At 63.3% G+C, this 19,647-nt stretch carries 19 protein-coding genes and 1 riboswitch; of the genes, 14 read left to right on the top strand and 5 right to left on the bottom strand.

Annotated elements, in window-relative coordinates; genetic code table 11:
- Positions 1 to 44: 44 nt before the first annotated feature.
- The 3 genes from P0D84_RS02675 (at position 45) to P0D84_RS02665 (ending at position 2,146) form a co-directional block, all read left to right on the top strand.
- Positions 45 to 758, top strand: coding sequence for an MIP/aquaporin family protein (locus P0D84_RS02675; RefSeq protein WP_408332215.1), 714 nt, complete (start codon positions 45 to 47; stop codon positions 756 to 758).
- A 231-nt stretch (positions 759 to 989) separates the two neighbouring features.
- Entirely contained in the window at positions 990 to 1,676 is a 687-nt protein-coding gene (locus P0D84_RS02670) for an HAD family hydrolase (protein WP_408332213.1), read from the top strand.
- A 53-nt stretch (positions 1,677 to 1,729) separates the two neighbouring features.
- Positions 1,730 to 2,146 carry a DUF4279 domain-containing protein gene (locus P0D84_RS02665; protein WP_408332211.1) on the top strand — a complete coding sequence of 139 codons (417 nt, stop codon included), beginning with the start codon at positions 1,730 to 1,732 and terminating at the stop codon, positions 2,144 to 2,146.
- Positions 2,147 to 2,403: 257 nt separating this feature from the next.
- Here the strand turns inward: P0D84_RS02665 and ribB are convergent, their stop codons facing one another.
- The 4 genes from ribB to P0D84_RS02645 form a co-directional block, all read right to left on the bottom strand.
- Positions 2,404 to 3,123 (bottom strand): 3,4-dihydroxy-2-butanone-4-phosphate synthase, encoded by a 720-nt coding sequence (gene ribB / locus P0D84_RS02660; RefSeq protein WP_408332209.1) that lies wholly within the window; start codon positions 3,121 to 3,123, stop codon positions 2,404 to 2,406.
- A 146-nt stretch (positions 3,124 to 3,269) separates the two neighbouring features.
- Positions 3,270 to 3,498: riboswitch (FMN riboswitch) on the bottom strand.
- A gap of 122 nt (positions 3,499 to 3,620) precedes the next feature.
- Entirely contained in the window at positions 3,621 to 4,310 is a 690-nt protein-coding gene (locus P0D84_RS02655; RefSeq protein ID WP_408332207.1) for a helix-turn-helix domain-containing protein, read from the bottom strand.
- A gap of 189 nt (positions 4,311 to 4,499) precedes the next feature.
- Complete coding sequence (locus P0D84_RS02650) at positions 4,500 to 5,666, bottom strand: MFS transporter (RefSeq protein ID WP_408332205.1); 1,167 nt, start codon at positions 5,664 to 5,666, stop codon at positions 4,500 to 4,502.
- Between the two features lie 17 nt (positions 5,667 to 5,683).
- A complete protein-coding gene (locus P0D84_RS02645) occupies positions 5,684 to 6,082 on the bottom strand; it encodes a VOC family protein (RefSeq protein ID WP_408332203.1) in 399 nt (132 codons plus the stop codon).
- A 118-nt stretch (positions 6,083 to 6,200) separates the two neighbouring features.
- Here P0D84_RS02645 and P0D84_RS02640 point away from each other — a divergent pair, with 118 nt between their 5' ends.
- From P0D84_RS02640 to lnt, 7 genes are all read left to right on the top strand, one after another.
- On the top strand, positions 6,201 to 7,184 hold the full coding sequence (locus tag P0D84_RS02640; protein WP_408332201.1) for a LysR family transcriptional regulator: 984 nt from the start codon (positions 6,201 to 6,203) through the stop codon (positions 7,182 to 7,184).
- Positions 7,185 to 7,394: 210 nt separating this feature from the next.
- Positions 7,395 to 8,768, top strand: a complete 1,374-nt coding sequence (gene miaB / locus P0D84_RS02635; protein ID WP_408332199.1) for a tRNA (N6-isopentenyl adenosine(37)-C2)-methylthiotransferase MiaB — start codon at positions 7,395 to 7,397, stop codon at positions 8,766 to 8,768.
- A gap of 46 nt (positions 8,769 to 8,814) precedes the next feature.
- Positions 8,815 to 9,894, top strand: a complete 1,080-nt coding sequence (locus P0D84_RS02630) for a PhoH family protein (protein ID WP_408332197.1) — start codon at positions 8,815 to 8,817, stop codon at positions 9,892 to 9,894.
- Positions 9,895 to 9,993: 99 nt separating this feature from the next.
- Positions 9,994 to 10,455, top strand: a complete 462-nt coding sequence (gene ybeY / locus P0D84_RS02625) for an rRNA maturation RNase YbeY (protein WP_408332195.1) — start codon at positions 9,994 to 9,996, stop codon at positions 10,453 to 10,455.
- A 27-nt stretch (positions 10,456 to 10,482) separates the two neighbouring features.
- Positions 10,483 to 11,184 carry a gamma-glutamylcyclotransferase gene (locus P0D84_RS02620; protein WP_408332193.1) on the top strand — a complete coding sequence of 234 codons (702 nt, stop codon included), beginning with the start codon at positions 10,483 to 10,485 and terminating at the stop codon, positions 11,182 to 11,184.
- 343 nt (positions 11,185 to 11,527) lie between these two features.
- Complete coding sequence (locus P0D84_RS02615) at positions 11,528 to 12,421, top strand: CorC family transporter (RefSeq protein WP_091799238.1); 894 nt, start codon at positions 11,528 to 11,530, stop codon at positions 12,419 to 12,421.
- 49 nt (positions 12,422 to 12,470) lie between these two features.
- Positions 12,471 to 14,192, top strand: a complete 1,722-nt coding sequence (lnt, locus tag P0D84_RS02610; protein ID WP_408332191.1) for an apolipoprotein N-acyltransferase — start codon at positions 12,471 to 12,473, stop codon at positions 14,190 to 14,192.
- Between the two features lie 196 nt (positions 14,193 to 14,388).
- On the opposite strand, the gene P0D84_RS02605 is transcribed toward lnt, so the two are convergent.
- A complete protein-coding gene (locus tag P0D84_RS02605) occupies positions 14,389 to 15,003 on the bottom strand; it encodes a glutathione S-transferase C-terminal domain-containing protein (protein ID WP_408332189.1) in 615 nt (204 codons plus the stop codon).
- A 341-nt stretch (positions 15,004 to 15,344) separates the two neighbouring features.
- Between P0D84_RS02605 and P0D84_RS02600 the strand changes: the two genes are divergently transcribed.
- From P0D84_RS02600 to P0D84_RS02585, 4 genes are all read left to right on the top strand, one after another.
- Positions 15,345 to 16,751, top strand: coding sequence for an aminopeptidase P N-terminal domain-containing protein (locus P0D84_RS02600; protein ID WP_408332188.1), 1,407 nt, complete (start codon positions 15,345 to 15,347; stop codon positions 16,749 to 16,751).
- Between the two features lie 44 nt (positions 16,752 to 16,795).
- On the top strand, positions 16,796 to 18,046 hold the full coding sequence (locus P0D84_RS02595) for a UbiH/UbiF/VisC/COQ6 family ubiquinone biosynthesis hydroxylase (protein ID WP_408332186.1): 1,251 nt from the start codon (positions 16,796 to 16,798) through the stop codon (positions 18,044 to 18,046).
- Between the two features lie 251 nt (positions 18,047 to 18,297).
- Positions 18,298 to 19,365 (top strand): tRNA dihydrouridine synthase DusB, encoded by a 1,068-nt coding sequence (dusB, locus tag P0D84_RS02590; RefSeq protein ID WP_408332184.1) that lies wholly within the window; start codon positions 18,298 to 18,300, stop codon positions 19,363 to 19,365.
- Positions 19,362 to 19,595 carry a Fis family transcriptional regulator gene (locus tag P0D84_RS02585; RefSeq protein WP_007180440.1) on the top strand — a complete coding sequence of 78 codons (234 nt, stop codon included), beginning with the start codon at positions 19,362 to 19,364 and terminating at the stop codon, positions 19,593 to 19,595. The genes dusB and P0D84_RS02585 overlap by 4 nt, the downstream gene beginning before the upstream one ends.
- Positions 19,596 to 19,647 lie beyond the last annotated feature (52 nt).

The raw sequence follows: 19,647 nt of genomic DNA, 5'->3' as shown, positions 1-19,647 counted from the left end.
TTATCCCGCGGCTTCCGCAACAACTATATTTCGGATAACCAACGATGTCTCCTTACATTGCGGAATTCATCGGCACAGCACTCGTGGTGCTGCTCGGCGACGGCGCGGTCGCCAACGTGCTGCTCGCGCGCACCAAGGGCAAGGGCGCGGACCTGATCGTGATCGTGATGGGTTGGGCGATGGCCGTGTTCATCGCCGTGTACGTCACTGCATCGTTCAGCGGCGCGGATCTGAATCCTGTCGTGACGATCAGCCTCGCGCTGGCGGGCAAATTCGCGTGGGCCAAAGTGCCTGGCTACGTCGCCGCGCAAATGCTCGGCGGGATGGCGGGCGCCCTGCTCGTGTGGATCGCGTATCGTCAGCACTTCAATAAGGAAGGCGATGCTGACGTGAAGCTCGGCGTGTTCTGCACATCGCCCGCGATTCGCAGCGTGCCGCATAACCTGCTCACCGAAATGATCGCGACCTTCGTGTTGATTCTCGGCGTGCTCTATCTGGCTTCGCCGCAAGTCGGCCTGGGTGCGCTCGACGCGCTGCCGGTCGGCCTGCTCGTGCTCGGCATCGGTATTTCGCTTGGCGGCCCGACCGGTTACGCGATGAGCCCGGCGCGCGATCTCTCGCCGCGTCTGATGCACGCGCTGCTGCCGATTCCGGGCAAGCGCGACAGTGACTGGCGTTATTCGTGGATTCCAGTGTGCGGTCCGCTGCTGGGCGGTGCGGTGGCTGCGGCGCTATATCTGTACCTCCACACGCACTGAATCCGCGGTGCATTTATGACGCACTTAGGGCGCACCATTTAGGGAGCACCTAAGGCGCATCCATGGCGCGCACAACGCGCACCAAACGCACGCTCGAGGCGTAAATTAGCGCCGACGGAAAGCTTTGGCGCCGCGCATGCGGCGCCAAAGCACGTATCATGACGCTTTCAATCTTCGCGCATGGGCTTGCAACTGTCTTGCTCGCGTGCCTCTCGCTTTCCGTTTTAAAGCATGATCGACCACCTGATCTGTGACTGCGACGGCGTGCTCGTCGACAGCGAAATCATCGCTGACCGCGTGATGCTCGAAACGCTGTCCGCCACCTTCCCCGGCCTCGACTTCGAACCCGTCGTCAAAACGGCGTTCGGCCAGCAGACCTCGCGCTTTCTCGAAGGTATCGAGAAGTCGTTCGATATCACGCTGCCTGCCGATTTCTTCAATACGATCGAACACAACGTCGAGCTCGCGCTCGCAGCATCGCTCAGCCCGATCAACGGCGTGCGCGATGCATTGCAACGCGTGACACTGCCGGCCGCGGTCGTATCGAACAGCCGGCTAGCGCGTGTGAATGCGTCGGTGCGGCGCGCGGGCTTGCAGCAGATTTTCGGCGAGCGGATTTTCAGCGCCGAACAGGTCGCGCGACCGAAGCCTTATCCGGACGTGTATCTGTTCGCGGCGAAGACGCTGGGTGTTGAGCCGGCGCGATGCATCGTCGTGGAAGACAGCGTGGCCGGTTTGAATGCGGCGCGGGCGGCGGGCATGAAGACGATTGCCTTCGTGGGCGCGAGCCATATCCCCAATGGTTATGCGGACGCACTGCGCAAGATGGGGATGAGACGCATCATGAAGCATATGGATGAGCTGCCGGGGCTCGTCGAGGCCGGAGTGCGCGGTGAGTTTGGCGACGCGCAGTCGTAGACCTTCGCAATAACGAAGCGGTCTTCGTTTTACATCGCGGCAGACGTTAGCATATGAAATCCCATCAGCTTGCGCACGCATCATTCACAATATCGGGCCACCAGGTCGTGCCCGAGTTTTGTACCGACTATTTCGGCGTCGCCCCGGATATCGCGATCAAACAGGGTGAGCCGATTAACGATCCCACCGGCCAAGGTCGGATTTTGACCAGACGCACGAGTGTTTGGGGTGTGCGCAGTCAAACCGCAGTGAGAAGCGACTCACTGACTCCGCATCTTCGGTACCTGTTAGATCAGCTTCGACTGCCTCGAGATGACTTGCGCCGCCTTATAAAGTCAATTGACGCGCAGATGCGATTCTTCTGCTATTGGGACAACAGGACTGGCGACCGCGTGCCCGATGTACCTGACGACATCCGCGCGATGATGGAGTTTCTGGGAGGCGTCATAGAGATCGACGAATATCGATAGTCTATTGCTCGCCCAAGCCGCTGCGAAAAATTGTCGCAATAACCAGCTCTCTCGGCGCACAGATTATTGTTGAGTACGACGAGCTAACTATCGAATATAGTGGTTCTCAACCATCCGGGTCGGCCGCTGACTAAGCTCACGCATCCGGAGCGTCGGCACCATTCTGGCATCACACGGTACCGTTTCGCGTGCCTACGCCATAAAAGAAACCAACATGCAGTCGGTCTCTTCCATCCAACTAGCTGCGTCGGCTCGCATCAAACCTCGTCGGCCACACATTCACGCGCCGTCGCCAGCGCCTGACGGAATTCCACCAGCTCGGCGATCGTCAGCATCGGCAGATTGTGTTGCGCGGCGAAGCGCTCCACGTCCGCGCCGCGCGTCATCGTGCCATCCGCGTTCATCAGTTCGCACAGCACGCCGGCCGGCTTCAAACCCGCGAGAATCGCCAGGTCGACCGTGCCTTCGGTGTGGCCGCGGCGCGCGAGCACACCGCCGGGCTGCGCACGCAACGGGAACACATGGCCCGGGCGCACGATATCGGCAGGCTTCGCCGTATCGCTGATGGCAGCGCGAATCGTCGTCACGCGATCGAGCGCCGACACACCAGTAGTCACGCCATCGCGTGCTTCGATCGAGACCGTGAACGCGGTGCCATGACGGCTTTCGTTGTTGATGGCCATCGGCGGCAGTTCAAGCGCGCGGATTTTGTCATCAGGCAGGCACAGACAAACGATGCCGCTGCATTCGCGGATCAGCAAGGCCATGGTTTCGACGGAAAGACGCTCGGCGGAAACGATCAGATCGGCTTCGTTCTCGCGGTCGTGATCGTCTTGCAGGACGACGGCGCGGCCATCGCGCATGGCTTGCAAGGCGGCGGCGATACGCGGCGGAACGGGTTCGGTAGCGAGCAGCGGGAGATCGAGTGATGCGCTATCCGCAATCACCGACGGAGCAGGAAAAGTAGCAAAAGACATAGTTGAAACGCTCATCGCAAAAGTTGGGCGAAAAACGTTTCAGGGCATTGCAAACAGACAAAGACGCGCCGTTGACCGCCGCGCAAGGCGACGCTCGCGCACCGCTCTTATCTCTAGCGGCGCCACGGAAACGAACATGACTATCTGCACATCTTCTTCCATCCGGACTCTAACCGTCGGCTCTGGCTTCTCACCAGATCTGCTGACCCCGTGTCGACCAGAGTTAGCGCTTTAGCGCTTACTCTGGTCCCATGCAACGTAGTTGCACAGATCCAAACACCTTGACGACACAGGCGCTCGCGGGCTCACCGGCTCACGCTTTCGCGTTGCCGGCATACCGCCGGTGGGGAATTTCACCCCGCCCTGAAGACGCACTGATTGCCGGATCGACCGGCTGGCGAAGCATACAACAGTCGCGCGGACGCTGCAGCGCAACCCCCTACTGTTCACACGGACATCTCTGCTTCACAGCACATCCGCCTGATAAACCTCATTCGTCAAACCGGCGCGGCCTGGCGAGTCAAATCGTGCGGTGCGGGCACGTCCCAGCGCGGCGGCGTTTCGGCCTTCAGCGTCACACGAAACGCGCGCGCCTCGGTGTCGCCGGGATTGCGCAGGCTGTGCGGCTGGTCGGCGTCGAAGACGATCGCGTCGCCCGTTGCCAGCAATTGGCGTTGATCGTGCACGCTGACTTCCAGAGTGCCTTCGCTCACCACCAGATTCACCGTGGTGCCCGGCGCGCGGCGCGTGCCGGCCTCGGTATGCAACGGCGCGATACGCAACTCGTGAAACTCCGCGGCGGTCGGCTCGGCGTCGGGATAAAGCGGCCGGGCCGAGTAGCGCCCATTCGAACTGACGAGCCGTGACGAACGCTCCGCCGGCAAATGCTCGAAGCCATTGGTCGCATGACGCCGCAGGAACGCCGCCACCGATACTTTCAACGCCGCTGCCACCTTGCACAGCACTTTGATCGAAGGCACGCTGCGCGCCGATTCGATTTGCGCGAGCATCGCTCGCGAGACGCCGGAGGCGCGAGCCAAGGCATCGAGCGACAATTGGCGCTCGGCGCGCAAACGGGCGAGATTCACGCCGACCAGATGTTCAAGAGCGTCGAAGGGTTCAGCGGCACGCGACGACGCATCGGTGTCAGCGGTGGGATCGCGAACCAGCGCAAGCGGGGAATGCATGATTGCCTCCAGAAGCGCCGCCGGACGGCGGGCAAGCGGTTAGTGGAAGCAAGATAGCATCGCGCCTCGCCGCGCCCAACGAAGTTATCTTCACACTGTTATCAGTATTGCGGAGGACGATTCTCGCAAAGCTTGTGCGAATTTTTCATATGGGCGGGGTCGGGCTGGGATCCGCACGAAAACGCACACTCAGGCGCCCTGCGCGACGGTCGATGCCGGCGCATCCATCCGCGCGGCGAACCACGTCAGCAACAAAGCCGCGACGCTCACCGCCGCCGCAACCCAAGGCAGCGTATCGAGCGAATGGCCGTGATTGATCACCATACCGCCGAGCCACGCGCCGCCCGCATTGCCCACGTTGAACGCACCGATATTCAGCGTGGAAGCCAGATTCGGCGCGGCAGCGGCCTTCTCGACCACGCGCATCTGCAACGGCGGTACGGTCGCAAAAGCAGCAATGCCCCACACGAAAATGGTGATCGCCGCGGCCACCTGCGAATGACTGGTCCGCGCGAAGATCGCCATCACCACCGTGAGCGCCACCAGAATGCCCATCAGCGAAGGCATCAGCGCACGGTCCGCGAGCTTGCCGCCTACGGTATTGCCGATCGTGAGACCCACGCCGAACAACACCAGAATCAGCGTCACGCCACGCGGCGAGAAGCCGCTGACCTGCTCGAGAATCGGTGCGATATAGGTGAACACGACAAATACGCCGCCGAAGCCGAGCACCGTCATCGCCAGCGCAGTCCAGACGTGCGGATCCTTCAGTACGCGCACTTCGTGGCCCAATCCGACCGGACCGGAATCGTGACGATTCGGCACCAGCGCAGTCACACCGACGAGCGACAGCACGCCGAACGCGCTAATGATCCAGAATGCCGCACGCCAGCCGAACTGCTGGCCGACGAAAGTACCGAACGGCACGCCAAGCACGTTCGCCAGCGTCAAGCCGGTGAACATCATCGCAATCGCGCTCGCCCGCTTTTCAGCCGGTACGAGCGAAGCCGCCACCACCGCCCCAATGCCGAAGAACGAGCCATGCGCGAACGACGTCACCACGCGCGCGATCATCAGCACGGAATAGCTGGACGCGATCGCGCACAGCGTATTGCCGACGATGAACACGCCCATCAGCAACTGCAACGCGAGCTTGCGCGGCATCCTGCTGGTGACCACCGCCAGCAGCGGTGCGCCGACCGCCACGCCGAGCGCATAGCCGCTCACCAGCAAGCCGGCCGACGGAATCGACACGGCCAGGTCGCGTGCGACCTCGGGCAGCAAGCCCATGATCACGAACTCGGTCGTGCCGATGGCGAAAGCGCTGATCGCTAGCGCCAGTAATGGAATGGGCATTTTTTCTACTCCAGGTTTTAAAGTTGAGCGTGGCGCAGCGCGGTCACGAATTCGATGACCACCCCAGGCGCGAGCGCGACGAACAGTTGCAATTCGGCTTGCTGCGGCCCCATCGGTGGCACTTGCGCGAGCTGATAAGGCGTGTCCGCCACATGCAAGCGCTGCAATAGCGCCCGCCATTCGTCGGCGCTTTCCAGCCGGAAAGCGATGTGATCGATGCGCGGTGCCGCCCTGCCCGCTACGGCGGGCACCGTCGCGTCGATCAGATGAATCACCGGGCGGCCGTTCGCATACAGCCAGTAGCCATCGATCGAAAACGGCGGACGGGCGCCCTCCGTCAACCCGGCGACGTCGACGAAGAAACGTCGGGCGGTCTCGAGGTCGGCGGTGACGATCGTTGCGTGATCGAGTTGCATGGCGTGGGGCTGCGCAGAGCACAAAGGGTTTACGAGGACCGCATTGTGAATGCGGATGCGTCAATTTGATAATTGGCGTAGCATTTGAAGCATTTTCAAATTCTTTTGAAAGATCGAGATGGATAACCTCGGGGACATTCGCCTTTTCGTCGAAGCCGCGCAGCAGGGCAGCCTCTCCGCGGCGGGCCGCAAGATGGGCCTGACGCCGGCCGCCGCCAGCGCGCGGCTGGCCAAACTCGAAGCCGGGCTGAAAGCGCGCCTGTTCGAGCGCACTACCCGTCAGTTGCGGCTCACGGACGAAGGCCGCCTCTATCTGAACTGCTGCCGCCAGGCGCTGCAATCGCTCGACGACGCCGAAGCCGCGCTGCAAGCAGGCCAGGGCGTGGTGCGCGGCAAAGTCCGAATTTCAGCGACTTCGGACTTCGGCCGCAACCTGCTGATGCACTGGCTCGACGAATTCAACGTGCTTTACCCAGAGGTGACGTTCGCGCTGACGCTGTCGGACTCGCTATCGAATCTGGTGCAGCAGGACATCGATCTGGCGATCCGCTTCGGCGTGCCGCAGGACAGCTCGCTGGTCGCCCGCATGCTGGCGCCGAACCGGCGTGTGCTGTGCGCGTCGCCGGACTACATCGCCCGCAAGGGTGAGCCGAAGGACCCGCAAGATCTGGCAAATTTCGACTGCATCGTGCTCGGCACCGCGTCCGGACCGGTCAACGAATGGCGCTTCACGCGCGGCGATGAAGTGCAGCACTACACGGTGCCGCTCGAGACCTCCCGGGAAACCAACGACGGGGCCGTGGCCCGCGAATGGGCGCGGCGCGGCTACGGGATCGTCATCAAGTCGATGTGGGACGTGGAAGCGGACTTGCGCGCCGACTGCCTGAAAATCCTGCTGCCCGAGTGGCGCTATCCGGATGCGCCATTGCACGCGCTTTACCACCGCAACCGGTTCATGGCGCCGCGCGTGCGGGTCCTGCTGGATTTTCTGAGCGAGCGCTTCGCACAGGTGTCGGACGAACTGGAAGGCCTGCTGGGCTTGCCGCCGGAGCAGCCGCGGGCAGTGGCCGCGGCAAAAATCGCATCCGATGAAGGGCTATAATATTGAGTTACGCTGCAAACGTGCAATGAGCCGGGAGCCTGACTAGCCCAAACCGGGTCCTAACGGTGCCTAAGCGGGTGCCAATCGGGTGCCTAAGCAGGCGTTCAAGCGGCTGCCCAAGCGCCGCCCCGCCTACCGACCGCACGTTTTCATCCCTCTTCACCTTTTAAACGACGCCCCCAGGTTAACCACTGCGACCGGCGAAATTCGATGACCAAGAAAGTTTATGTAAAAACCTTTGGCTGCCAGATGAACGAGTACGACTCCGACAAGATGGTCGACGTACTCGGCGCGGCCGACGGACTCGTCAAGACGGACACGCCGGAAGATGCGGACGTCATTCTCTTCAACACCTGCTCGGTGCGCGAAAAAGCGCAGGAAAAAGTTTTCTCCGACCTCGGCCGCGTGCGCGAGTTGAAAGAAGCGAATCCGAATCTGATCATCGGCGTGGGCGGCTGCGTGGCGAGCCAGGAAGGCGCATCGATCGTGGCGCGGGCGCCGTATGTCGACCTGGTGTTCGGTCCGCAAACGCTGCACCGTCTGCCGCAAATGATCGACAAGCGCCGCGAAAGCGGCCGCGCCCAGGTCGACATCTCGTTCCCGGAAATCGAAAAGTTCGACCACCTGCCGCCGGCGCGCGTCGATGGCCCGACTGCGTTCGTGTCGATCATGGAAGGCTGCAGCAAGTACTGCAGCTACTGCGTCGTGCCGTACACGCGCGGCGAAGAAGTGTCGCGACCGCTCGACGACGTGCTGACCGAAATCGCCGGCCTCGCCGACCAGGGCGTGCGTGAAGTCACGCTGCTCGGCCAGAACGTGAACGCTTACCGGGCCGGTATCACGCTCGGCTCGAGCGAAATCGCCGACTTCGCCCAGTTGATCGAATACGTCGCCGATATTCCGGGCATCGAACGGATTCGCTACACCACGTCGCATCCGAAGGAATTCACGCAGCGCCTGATCGACACCTACGCCAAGGTGCCGAAGCTCGTCAGCCACCTGCATCTGCCCGTACAGCACGGCTCCGACCGCATCCTGATGGCAATGAAGCGCGGCTACACCGTGCTCGAATACAAGTCGGTGATCCGCAAGCTGCGCGCGATCCGTCCGGACCTGTCTTTGTCCACGGATATGATCGTCGGCTTCCCCGGCGAGACGGAAGAAGACTTCGACAAGATGATGGCGTTGATCCACGAGATGAAGTACGACACCAGCTTCTCGTTCATCTACAGCCCGCGTCCCGGCACGCCGGCAGCGAATCTGCACGACGACACGCCGCGCGAAGTGAAGCTCAAGCGCTTGCAACATCTGCAGGCCACGATCGAAGAAAACGTGCAGCGCATCAGCGATTCGATGGTCGGCAAGACCGAGCGGATTCTGGTCGAACGCCCGGCGCGCAAGGATCCGAACGAACTCGCGGGCCGCACCGAGAACAACCGCGTGGTGAATTTCCCGGCGCCGGTCGCGTCGCACGCGCGGCTGATCGGGCAGATGGTGGACGTGAAAATCGTCCATGCATACCCACATTCGTTACGTGGCGAGCTCGTGCTGGTGCACGACGACGCGCCCGCAACCACCCACTGAGCGACGCCAGCCAGCGTCACGAACCCGACAGGATCGATCCTCCGCCTTGAAGACCACTCAGCAGCATCTGGAATTCACCGCACCGCGCGACGACAACGCGCGGCTCGCCAACCTCTGCGGACCGCTCGACGAAAATCTGCGGCAGATCGAGCAGGCGCTCGACGTCACGCTGCAACGCCGTGGCCACCGCATTACGATTCGCGGGCGCGGCGCGAAACTCGCGCTCACCGCGCTCGAAAAGTTCTACAACAACTCGCAGGAGCCGCTGTCAGTCGACGACATCCAGCTCGCGCTCGTTGAAGTGCGCCACCCGGCGCGCCATCGCGCGAACGGCAACGGCAATGGCAATGGCGACGAAGCCGGCGACCCGCGCTTTCCGGGCAATCCGGATCATCCGTTCGACCAACCCGCCGACAGCGGCGACGACGACCTCGAGGAACTCGGCCCGAAGCTGTACACGCGGCGCGCCGATCTGCGCGGCCGTACGCCGGCGCAACGCGAGTATCTGAAGCAGATCATCGCGCACGACGTGACCTTCGGCGTCGGTCCGGCGGGCACGGGCAAGACGTATCTCGCGGTGGCCTGCGCGGTGGACGCGCTGGAACGCGATCAGGTCAAACGCATCGTGCTGACGCGGCCGGCCGTCGAAGCGGGCGAACGGCTCGGCTTCCTGCCGGGCGATCTGGCGCAGAAAGTCGATCCGTATCTGCGACCGCTCTACGACGCGCTGTACGACCTGCTCGGCTTCGACAAGACCGCCAAGATGTTCGAGCGGCAGATGATCGAAATCGCGCCGCTCGCCTACATGCGGGGCCGCACGCTGAATCACGCGTTCATCATCCTCGACGAGGCGCAGAACACCACGCCCGAACAGATGAAGATGTTCCTCACGCGGATCGGTTTCGGCTCGAAAGCGGTCGTCACCGGCGATACAACGCAGGTCGACTTGCCGCGTGGCGCGAAGAGCGGACTGATTGAAGCGCAGCAGGTGCTGTCGGACGTGCGCGGAATTGCGCTCACGCGCTTCACCAGTGCGGACGTGGTGCGGCATCCGCTGGTCGCGCGAATTGTGGAGGCGTACGATGCGCATTCGCTGAAAACCGCCGGTCCGGCAGACTCCCGCTAATTTGCGGCGCTGATTTTGCGGAGCCGATTGGCGGCGCAAAATCAGCGTTGAATTCCACGGGATAGGCTGCAGCAAACCTAGGCAACACATCGATTACGCATGAGCCGCACTCCGAAACTGACATTGAATCTGCAATTCCCCGCCGCCAAAGCCTGGCCGGAACACAAGGCGCTGCTGCCACGCGCCACCGTGGCCGGCTGGATCAAGGCGGCATTGTTCGCAAACGGCGAACTGACCGTGCGTTTCGTCGACGCCGAAGAAGGCCGCACGCTGAACCGCACCTATCGCGGCAAGGATTATTCGACCAACGTGCTGACTTTCGCGTACGCCGAATCGGAAGACGATCCGGTGACGGGCGACCTGATCCTGTGCTGTCCGGTGGTGGAGAAAGAGGCCGCCGAGCAGGGTAAGCCGCTCCTCGCGCACTACGCGCATCTGTTGGTGCACGGCACGCTCCACGCCCAAGGATACGACCACGAAGTCGAGGAAGAAGCCGAGGAAATGGAAGCGATCGAAACCGAAATCCTCGGCAAGCTCGGCTTCCCCGATCCTTATCAATAGTCGTTGCCATCATCGTTAGAAACCACCGTGAGCACTTCCTCCCCTGAAGCCGATACCCACAAAACGCCCTGCCCGGACTATCCGCCCGCGCTCGGCGAATCGCGGCTGCTAACGGACGAGGAGTTGCGCGCGTCGCTTGAATGCACGTTGCGCGACTGGGACCGCAAGCGCGATCTATGGTTATTCGGCTATGGTTCGCTGATCTGGAATCCTGGCCTGCCTACGGTCGAAGCCGCCCGCTCCAGGGTGCATGGCTACCACCGCGGCCTGTATCTGTGGTCGCGCGTGAATCGCGGTACGCCCGAACAGCCGGGCCTCGTGCTCGCGCTCGATCGCGGCGGCTCCTGCTCCGGCATCGCCTTCCGTCTCGCCGCCGAGGGGGCAATGCCGCATCTGGAAGCGCTCTGGCGCCGTGAAATGCCGATGGGTTCGTATCGCCCGGCGTGGTTACCGTGTGTGCTCGCCGACGGCCGCCGCGTCGACGCGCTCGCGTTCGTGATGCGCCGCGACGTGCCGACCTACACCGGCAAGCTGCGCGACGAGGTCGTCAAAACCGTGTTCGGCTGTGCGTGCGGCCGCTACGGCACCACGCTCGATTACGTCAGCCGCACGGTGCATGCGCTGCGTGAAAGCGGCATGCCCGACCGCGCGCTCGAAGCGCTGCTCAAGCGTTGCCGGGAGGAAAGCAGCGAGGCCAGCCGGACGGACGAGCAGCGAACAAGCCCATGACCGGGCCGATAAGCTGCAAGCCGCGAGCCGTTACTGGGCACGCGCAGCTGACCGGTTTGCGAACAGCTCCGAACCGCCACCGCGGGCGCAGTGCTGAGCATGGAAGCAGCGCCGGCCATCTCGGCCTGCAACGCGCTCGCCGCGCAAGGAACCGCACTTTTTTGCTCGAAAACGCTTTTCCCCGCGTAATCAGTTAGCATTGACCCACGCCCACCGTACGCGGCCGGGCGGTTTCATCCCAGCTGCACTCATCGCCCAGCCCGGCGGGACACGGTCCTGCCATGGGCCTGGTGTATCCTTAATGCTCTGCAACAGCGCGCCCAGTCTCGCCGGGCGCACTACCATGAACGACACGTATCCCAGTCGACGCCAAACCGACAAACCGCAAGAAAAGCGCTCACTCCTCGAGCGTCTGACCGACTTCATCTCGCCTGAGCCCGACTCGCGCGCCGAACTTCTGGAAATTCTGCAGGACGCGCACGAGCGCAACCTGATTGACGCCGACTCGCTGTCGATGATCGAAGGCGTGTTCCAGGTGTCCGAACTCAGCGCGCGCGACATCATGGTGCCGCGCGCGCAAATGGACGCGATCAACATCGCGGACAATCCCGCCGAATTCATCCCTTATGTGCTGGAAAAAGCGCACTCCCGCTATCCGGTCTACGAGGGCAATCGCGACAACATCATCGGCGTGCTGCTCGCGAAAGACCTGCTGCGCTACTACGCCGAAGAAGAGTTCGACGTGCGCGGCATGCTGCGCCCCGCCGTCTTCATCCCGGAGTCAAAGCGCCTGAACGTGCTGCTGCACGACTTCCGCGTGAATCGCAATCACCTCGCGGTGGTGGTCGACGAATACGGCGGCGTGGCCGGATTGATCACGATCGAAGACGTGCTGGAACAGATCGTCGGCGATATCGAGGACGAATACGATTTCGACGAGGAAAGCGGCAACATCATCGCCTCGCCGGACGGGCGCTTTCGCGTGCGCGCCCTCACCGAGATCGAGCAGTTCAACGAGGCCTTCGGCACCCATTACTCAGACGATGAAGTCGACACGATCGGCGGCCTTGTCACACATCATTTCGGACGGGTGCCGCATCGCGGCGAAAAAGTCCGCCTCGACGACCTGATCTTCGAGATTCTGCGCGGCGACGCCCGCCAGATTCACATGCTGCTGGTCCGCCGCGATCCGCTCGCGGGCCAGCGCGAGCGCGAAGCACAGCACGTGCAGACCTGATCCGCTTCCTTTCTTCGCTTCTTCAACTCCTCACGCCGACCGCGCAACAATGGCCGACCCGATTACTTCCCGTTCGCGCCGCGGCGTGAGTGCCTCTGCCGCTCACGACGCGCGCGGCCGTGCACTGCCCCGCTGGCATTACCTCGTCGCGCTGGTCGCCGGTGCGGCCAATACGCTGTCGTTCGCGCCGACGCCGCACGGCGGCTGGCTCGAACTCGTGATCTTCGTGTTCTTCTTTGCGTGGCTCACGCGGACGACCGGCTGGAAAAGCGCGGCGCTGACCGGCGGTGCGTTCGGCTTCGGCAACTTCGTCACCGGCGTGTGGTGGCTGTACGTCAGCATGCACTACTACGGCGGCATGGCCGCGCCGCTGGCGGGCGCGGCGGTCGTGCTGTTCTCGCTGTATCTGGCGGTGTATCCGGCGCTGGCCGCGGGCGTCTGGTCGTTCTGCGCGGGGCACGCGCGCAACGGCGCTTTAGACACCGATAAACCTTTCTCGCCGACCTGGCACGGCGCGCTGGCTTTTGCGAGCGCGTGGGCGATCGGTGAATGGTTGCGCGGCACCGTGTTCACCGGCTTTCCGTGGCTCGCGAGCGGTTATGCGCAGGTGGATGGGCCGTTTGCCGGGTTTGCGCCGGTGGCGGGCGTGTACGGCGTCGGCTGGATGATGGCGTTGACGGCGGCGTTGGTCGTGCAGGCGCTGGTGCCGCTGCTGCCCGCGACGCGCGGGCAGCGCGATACCGTTGACGGCAGCCATGCTGGAAATGCCGGCAATCAGGCTAAACGCAGTCTCGCGCGCGTCGCGGTACCGGGCGGAATTGCGGTTGCGCTGATCGCGGCCGGCCTGCTGCTGCCGCTCGCGCAATGGACTCTGCCCGCCAACGCGCCGCTGACGGTGCGTCTGCTGCAAGGCAACGTCAAACAGGAAATGAAGTTCGAAGAAGCCGGCACGCGCGCCGCGATCGACCAGTATCAGCAAATGATCACGTCGAAGCCGGCTGACCTGATCGTCACGCCGGAAACAGCGATTCCGGTGCTCGCGCAGCAATTGCCGCCGCAGTTCGCATCGGCGGTGCGCACCTTCTCGGACACGACCGGCACGGCGATCCTGTTCGGCGCGATCGGCGGCACCATCACGCCGGAAGGCCAGGTGGTCGACTACACGAACAGCCTGTTCGGCGTCACGCCAGGTACGCGCGATGTCTATCGCTACGACAAACACCACCTCGTGCCGTTTGGCGAATTCGTGCCGTGGGGCTTCCGCTGGTTCGTGAATCTGATGAGCATTCCGCTCGGCGATTTCGCACGCGGCGCACCGGTGCAGAAGCCGTTTATCGTGCATAACCAGCCGGTCGCCGTCGACATCTGCTACGAGGATATTTTCGGCGAAGAGATTGCGCGGAGTATCCGTGAGAGCGATACGCCGGCGGGCGTGCTAGTGAACTCGACCAATCTTGCCTGGTTCGGCGACACCATCGCGCTGGATCAGCATCTGCAGATCGCGCGCATGCGTTCATTGGAAACCGGCCGGCCGATGCTGCGCGCCACCAACACCGGCATGACCGCCGCGATCGATGCGCACGGTAAGGTGATCGGGCGATTGACGCCGTACACGATCGGCTCGCTCGATGTGACGGTGCAAGGCACGTCGGGCAGCACGCCGTATGTGACGAGCGGCAATAACACGGTGCTGGCGGTTTCGTTGTTCCTGCTGGCGTTCGGGTTCGCGTTCGGACCGGGGATTACGCGGCGTCAAAACGGTAAGAAATAAGCCACCCATGAGCGCCGGCTCAGCGAGCTGGCCGGTTCTACATGGAACGGCGACCTCGCTCAGACACGGCTGACAGAACCATCATAAAAAACGCGCGCTTCGGGAAAAACCGAGCGCGCGTTTTTATTCGAAAGCGACGCGGCGGATCGATGTCGATTGGACAACACAAGCAGCCACGCCCCTCAATGGTCTTCGCTCAACCGGCCGGCGGCGTATCAATGAACGACTGACGCAACGAAAGCTTCTGGAAATGTTTATCCAGATTCGGATACGTCTCGCGCCAGTTCAACTCAGCCATGCGGAAATCGAGGTAGCCCAATGCGCAACCCACTGCGATGTCCGCGAGCGTGTAGTGATTGCCCGCGCACCACGGTTTGCTGCCCAAGCCCTGCGACATCGCGATCAGGCCTTCGTCGATCTTGCGTTGCTGCCGCGCGACCCACGTGTCCACGCGCTGCTCGGGCGTGCGCTGGGTGCCTTCGAGGCGAATCAGCACCGCGGCATCAAGGATGCCGTCGGCGAGCGCCTCCCAGCAACGCACTTCGACGCGCTCGCGACCCGACGGCGGAATCAGCTTGCCGACCGGCGACAGCGTATCCACGTATTCGCAGATCACCCGCGAGTCGAACACCGCTTCGCCGTCTTCCATCACGAGGCACGGCACCTTGCCGAGCGGATTGAAGGTGTGAATCGTGGTGTCCGGCGCCCAGACGTTCTCGGGCACGAGTTGATAATCGATCTTTTTGTCGGCCAGCACGATTCGCGCTTTACGCACGAACGGACTGGCGAGCGAACCGATAAGTTTCATCATGACCATCTGCCTTTTCTTGAATTCGGCGCAAGTATAAGTGGTCGGCGGCATTCCCGAGCGCAGCGAACTCGCTTCGCAAGCCGCGTGAATGCTCGTTGCGGATGCATTGCAACATTGCCGCAACGCTCACGCGCCGTCTACCTGGCCGAACGGCTAATGCCGCCGACGCGAGCGCCATGCCTTACCACGCACCCCTCAAAAAATGGCCGGCCGGCATGCGGCGCCGGACGCCCACGGCAGGCAAACGGTCTTGCGCGCGGCGCGAACCGATCAGCGCGGCGGCCCTTCTCCCACAGTATCCGCGCAAAATAAGTCGCCGCATTGGGCGCTACAATCGCAACATGAACCAGCCGACCGAACCCACCATCGCCATCGACGTCTACCGCACGCGCCGCGAGCGCGTACTCGCCGCGCTGCGCGCAGCGGGCGGTGGCGTCGCCATCGTCCCCACCGCGCCGGAAAAGCTGCGCAACCGGGACGCCGACTACCCCTACCGGCACGATAGCTACTTCTACTATCTAACGGGCTTCACCGAACCCGAGGCGTTGCTGGTGCTCGACGCAAGCGCCGCGACGGGCGAGCCGACTGCGATCCTGTTCTGCCGTGAGAAGAATGTCGAGCGCGAGACGTGGGAAGGTTTCCGTTTCGGGCCAGAGGGCGCACGCGAGGCGTTCGGCTTCGACGCTGCCTTCGCCGTGAGCGAAGTCGATACGCAACTGCCACGCATTCTGGCCGATAAGCCGTCGCTGCATTACGCGCTCGGCACCTCTGCGCAACTGGACAACCAGGTGCGCGGCTGGCTCGACGCCGTGCGTGCGCAGGGCCGCAGCGGAGTCGCCGCTCCCGCCCTCGCGCGTGATCTGATCCCGCTGCTCGACGACATGCGGCTCATCAAGGACCACCACGAACTCGCCATCATGCGCCGCGCCGGACAGATTTCGGCACAGGCGCATCGGCGTGCAATGGCCGCCTGCCACCCCGGCGTGCGCGAGTACGAACTCGAAGCCGAGCTGCTCTACACGTTCCGCAAATTCGGCGCGCAGGCGCCGGCTTATACGTCGATCGTCGCCGCGGGCGCGAATGCCTGCGTGCTGCACTACCCGGCCGGCAACGCGATTGCCCAGGACGGCGACCTGATCCTGATCGACGCCGCCTGCGAACTCGACGGCTACGCGTCCGACATCACCCGCACCTTCCCGGCTAGCGGCCGCTTCACACCGGCGCAGCGCGAGCTGTACGACATCGTGCTGGCCGCGCAGCAGGCCGCCGTCGACGCCACCCGCGTCGGCGCTACCTTCGACGACCCGCACCAGGCCGCCGTGCGCGTGCTGTCGCAAGGTCTGCTCGACACCGGCATCATCGACCGCACGAAGTTGGCCTCGGTTGACGACGTCATCGCCGAGCGCGCCTACACGCCGTTCTATATGCACCGTACCGGCCACTGGCTCGGCATGGACGTGCACGATGTCGGCGACTACCGCGAACGCGGCGCACCGCGCGACGAAGCGGGCGCGCTGCCATGGCGCACGCTGCAGCCAGGGATGACGCTGACCATCGAGCCCGGTCTGTATATCCGTCCGGCCGAAGGCGTGCCCGAGCGCTACTGGAACATCGGCATCCGCATCGAGGACGACGCGATCGTCACGCCGGCCGGCTGCGAGCTGATCACGCGCGACGTGCCGGTGGCAGCCGACGAGATCGAGGCGCTGATGCAGCAAGCCCGTTCGGCGCAGGAAGCAAAGCAGTAAACCCGGCAGTCACGCAAGGCAGTAACCCAAGGAAGCAACCCGCAATGAACGACGTTCCCCAGTCGACGGTAATTCTGAAACCGGCCGTGTCCGATCATCCCTTCGATTTCGATGTGACGATCGTCGGCGCCGGGCCGGTCGGGCTGGCCCTTGCCGGCTGGCTGGCGCGCCGCAGCGCGACGCAGGCGCTGAAGATCGCGCTGATCGACGCGCGCGAGCCGGAAGATTCGATTGCCGATCCGCGCGCGATTGCCGTGTCGCACGGCAGCCGGATGATTCTCGAACCGCTGCGCTGGCCCACGGACTCGACCGCGATCCAGCGCATTCACGTATCGCAGCGCGGTCATTTCGGCCGCACGCTGATCGACCACGGCGAGCACGGACTGCCGGCGCTCGGCTACGTGCTGCGTTATGGTTCGATCGTCCATGGCCTCGCCGAAGCGGTTCACGCAACGTCTGTGCACTGGTTCCGCTCGACCTCCGCGTCGGCGCCGACTCAGGAACGCGACGGCGTCACGCTGCCGATCGAAACCGCGGGCGTCACGCGTCATTTGCGTACGCGAATTCTGGTGAATGCCGAAGGCGGTCTGTTCGGCGACCAGAGGTCAGGCAAGCGCGCCGGAAGCAAGCCGGGCAGCCGCACCGGCGAAGGCGGCACGCGCGATTACGGGCAAACCGCATTGGTCGGCACGGTCAGCGTGTCGGCGCCGCAACCGCACGTAGCGTGGGAACGCTTCACGTCGCAAGGGCCGATCGCGCTGCTGCCGATGGGCGGTGTGCGCGGCGCCGATTACGCGCTGGTCTGGTGCTGCGCGCCGGACGAAGCCACCCGCCGCTCACAACTCTCCGACGACGAATTCCTGCGCGAACTCGGCGCCGCATTCGGCAACCGCATGGGCCGCTTCACGCAGATCAAAGGACGCGCGTCTTTTCCGTTGGGACTGAACGCGGTCGATACCCTCGTGAACGGCCATGTGGTTGCGATCGGGAACGCAGCGCAGACACTGCATCCGGTGGCAGGTCAGGGTCTGAATCTCGGTCTGCGCGACGCGCATGCGCTCGCCGATGCCTTGTCGGCGGAAGGTCCCACTCCGCTCGCCCTGGCCACGTTCGCGCAACGCCGCGCGCTGGACCGGCGCCTGACGATCGGCGCCACCGACACGCTCGCGCGCCTTTTCACCGTCGACTTCCCGCCGCTCGCCGCGTTGCGCGGTCTCGCCCTTACCGCGCTGGAATTCGTGCCGCCGGTGAAAACCGCGCTGGCGCGACAAATGATGTTCGGTCAGCGCCGCTGAACGCGCCGCCCGCTCACGTCCCACAGCCGTTGTAGCTTTTTTGGGCAGCCCACGCTGAGGCGCGCGAGCGCTGCCGGCTTGATCAATCCGGCCACTTTCATAGAAGATTTAATGAGTTACGACAGACACAAGTCGGGTGTCGGCTATCCGTTAACGCTAAAATAGCCGTTTTCCCCTCGCATTTCGCGAATGCTCCGATTGACAGAATCTGAAAAGAAACTGAAGCAATCGGTCGCAGGCGCGTCCAGGTCATGCCCACTCTCGGCCCCCACAATCTGCGTAATAACCTGTTCGTCGCCCCCATGGCCGGCGTGACCGACCGGCCGTTCCGGCAATTGTGCAAACGGCTGGGCGCGGGCTATGCGGTGTCGGAAATGGTCGCCTCGAACGCGCAGTTGTGGAAAAGCGAAAAGACCATGCGCCGTGCCAACCACACGGGCGAGGTCGAGCCGATCGCCGTGCAGATCGCCGGCGCCGATCCGGCCATGATGGCCGAAGCCGCTCGCTACAACGTGGCGAACGGTGCGCAGATTATCGACATCAACATGGGCTGCCCCGCCAAGAAGGTGTGCAACGTGGCCGCGGGTTCTGCCTTGCTGCAAAACGAACCGCTGGTGCAGCGCATCGTCGAGGCGGTGGTGGGCGCGGTGGGCGTGGGGCCCGATGCGGTGCCGGTCACGCTGAAGATCCGTACCGGCTGGGATCGCGACAACAAGAATGCGTTGTCTGTCGCGCGGCTGGCGGAAGCTGCCGGCATTTCCATGCTGACCGTGCACGGCCGCACCCGAGCCGACCTGTATCACGGCGACGCCGAATACGAGACCATCGCTGCCGTCAAAGCGGCGGTGCGCATTCCGGTGGTCGCCAATGGCGACATTACGTCGCCGCAAAAAGCCCGCGAGGTGCTCGCCGCCACCGGCGCCGACGCCATCATGATCGGCCGCGCCGCGCAGGGGCGCCCGTGGCTGTTTCGCGAGATCGAGCATTTCCTGCAAACGGGCGAGTTGCTGCCGCCGCCGCGCATCGACGAAATCCAGCAGGTGATGAACGAGCATCTCGAAGATCACTACGCGTTCTACGGCGAATTTACGGGTGTGCGCACAGCGCGTAAGCATATCGGCTGGTACACTCGCGGCCTTTCTGGCGCCAACGTGTTCCGGCACCGCATGAATACGCTGGACACCACGCGCGAACAACTCCTCGCCGTCAACGAATTCTTCGACGCCCAAAAGGCGATCTCCGACCGCCTCGTCTACGTCGACGAGACGCTCAGCAAGAACGACGGCGAGCCGGACCCTACCGACCGACTAGCAGCATGAGCAAGAACAATATCGAACAATCTGTCCGCGACAGCCTGGGAATGTATTTCCAGGATCTCGACGGCTCCAATCCGCACGACGTCTACGACATGGTGATTTCGTGCGTGGAAAAACCCTTGCTCGAAGTGGTGCTCGAGCAGGCCGGCGGCAATCAGTCGCTGGCCGCCGAGTATCTCGGCATCAACCGCAATACGCTGCGCAAGAAGCTGCAACAGCACGGTTTGTTGTAATTCGTTGTAGTTTCAGGCGCCCTGCCACGTTTTCCTTCGGCTTTTCGTCTTC

Origin of the sequence: Paraburkholderia sp. RL17-337-BIB-A (genome assembly GCF_046025895.1) — a bacterium.
Taxonomy (GTDB): domain Bacteria; phylum Pseudomonadota; class Gammaproteobacteria; order Burkholderiales; family Burkholderiaceae; genus Paraburkholderia; species Paraburkholderia fungorum_C.
Note: the sequence above shows the minus strand (reverse complement) of the source record. Positions and strands in the feature narration are given on the sequence as shown.

Coding starts and splice junctions, on each gene's coding strand:
- P0D84_RS02675 (WP_408332215.1), top strand. CDS start 45: ATGTCTCCTTACATTGCGGAATTCATCGGCACAGCACTCGTGGTGCTG.
- P0D84_RS02670 (WP_408332213.1), top strand. CDS start 990: ATGATCGACCACCTGATCTGTGACTGCGACGGCGTGCTCGTCGACAGC.
- P0D84_RS02665 (WP_408332211.1), top strand. CDS start 1,730: ATGAAATCCCATCAGCTTGCGCACGCATCATTCACAATATCGGGCCAC.
- ribB (WP_408332209.1), bottom strand. CDS start 3,123: ATGTCTTTTGCTACTTTTCCTGCTCCGTCGGTGATTGCGGATAGCGCA.
- P0D84_RS02655 (WP_408332207.1), bottom strand. CDS start 4,310: ATGCATTCCCCGCTTGCGCTGGTTCGCGATCCCACCGCTGACACCGAT.
- P0D84_RS02650 (WP_408332205.1), bottom strand. CDS start 5,666: ATGCCCATTCCATTACTGGCGCTAGCGATCAGCGCTTTCGCCATCGGC.
- P0D84_RS02645 (WP_408332203.1), bottom strand. CDS start 6,082: ATGCAACTCGATCACGCAACGATCGTCACCGCCGACCTCGAGACCGCC.
- P0D84_RS02640 (WP_408332201.1), top strand. CDS start 6,201: ATGGATAACCTCGGGGACATTCGCCTTTTCGTCGAAGCCGCGCAGCAG.
- miaB (WP_408332199.1), top strand. CDS start 7,395: ATGACCAAGAAAGTTTATGTAAAAACCTTTGGCTGCCAGATGAACGAG.
- ybeY (WP_408332195.1), top strand. CDS start 9,994: ATGAGCCGCACTCCGAAACTGACATTGAATCTGCAATTCCCCGCCGCC.
- P0D84_RS02615 (WP_091799238.1), top strand. CDS start 11,528: ATGAACGACACGTATCCCAGTCGACGCCAAACCGACAAACCGCAAGAA.
- lnt (WP_408332191.1), top strand. CDS start 12,471: ATGGCCGACCCGATTACTTCCCGTTCGCGCCGCGGCGTGAGTGCCTCT.
- P0D84_RS02605 (WP_408332189.1), bottom strand. CDS start 15,003: ATGATGAAACTTATCGGTTCGCTCGCCAGTCCGTTCGTGCGTAAAGCG.
- P0D84_RS02600 (WP_408332188.1), top strand. CDS start 15,345: ATGAACCAGCCGACCGAACCCACCATCGCCATCGACGTCTACCGCACG.
- P0D84_RS02595 (WP_408332186.1), top strand. CDS start 16,796: ATGAACGACGTTCCCCAGTCGACGGTAATTCTGAAACCGGCCGTGTCC.
- dusB (WP_408332184.1), top strand. CDS start 18,298: ATGCCCACTCTCGGCCCCCACAATCTGCGTAATAACCTGTTCGTCGCC.
- P0D84_RS02585 (WP_007180440.1), top strand. CDS start 19,362: ATGAGCAAGAACAATATCGAACAATCTGTCCGCGACAGCCTGGGAATG.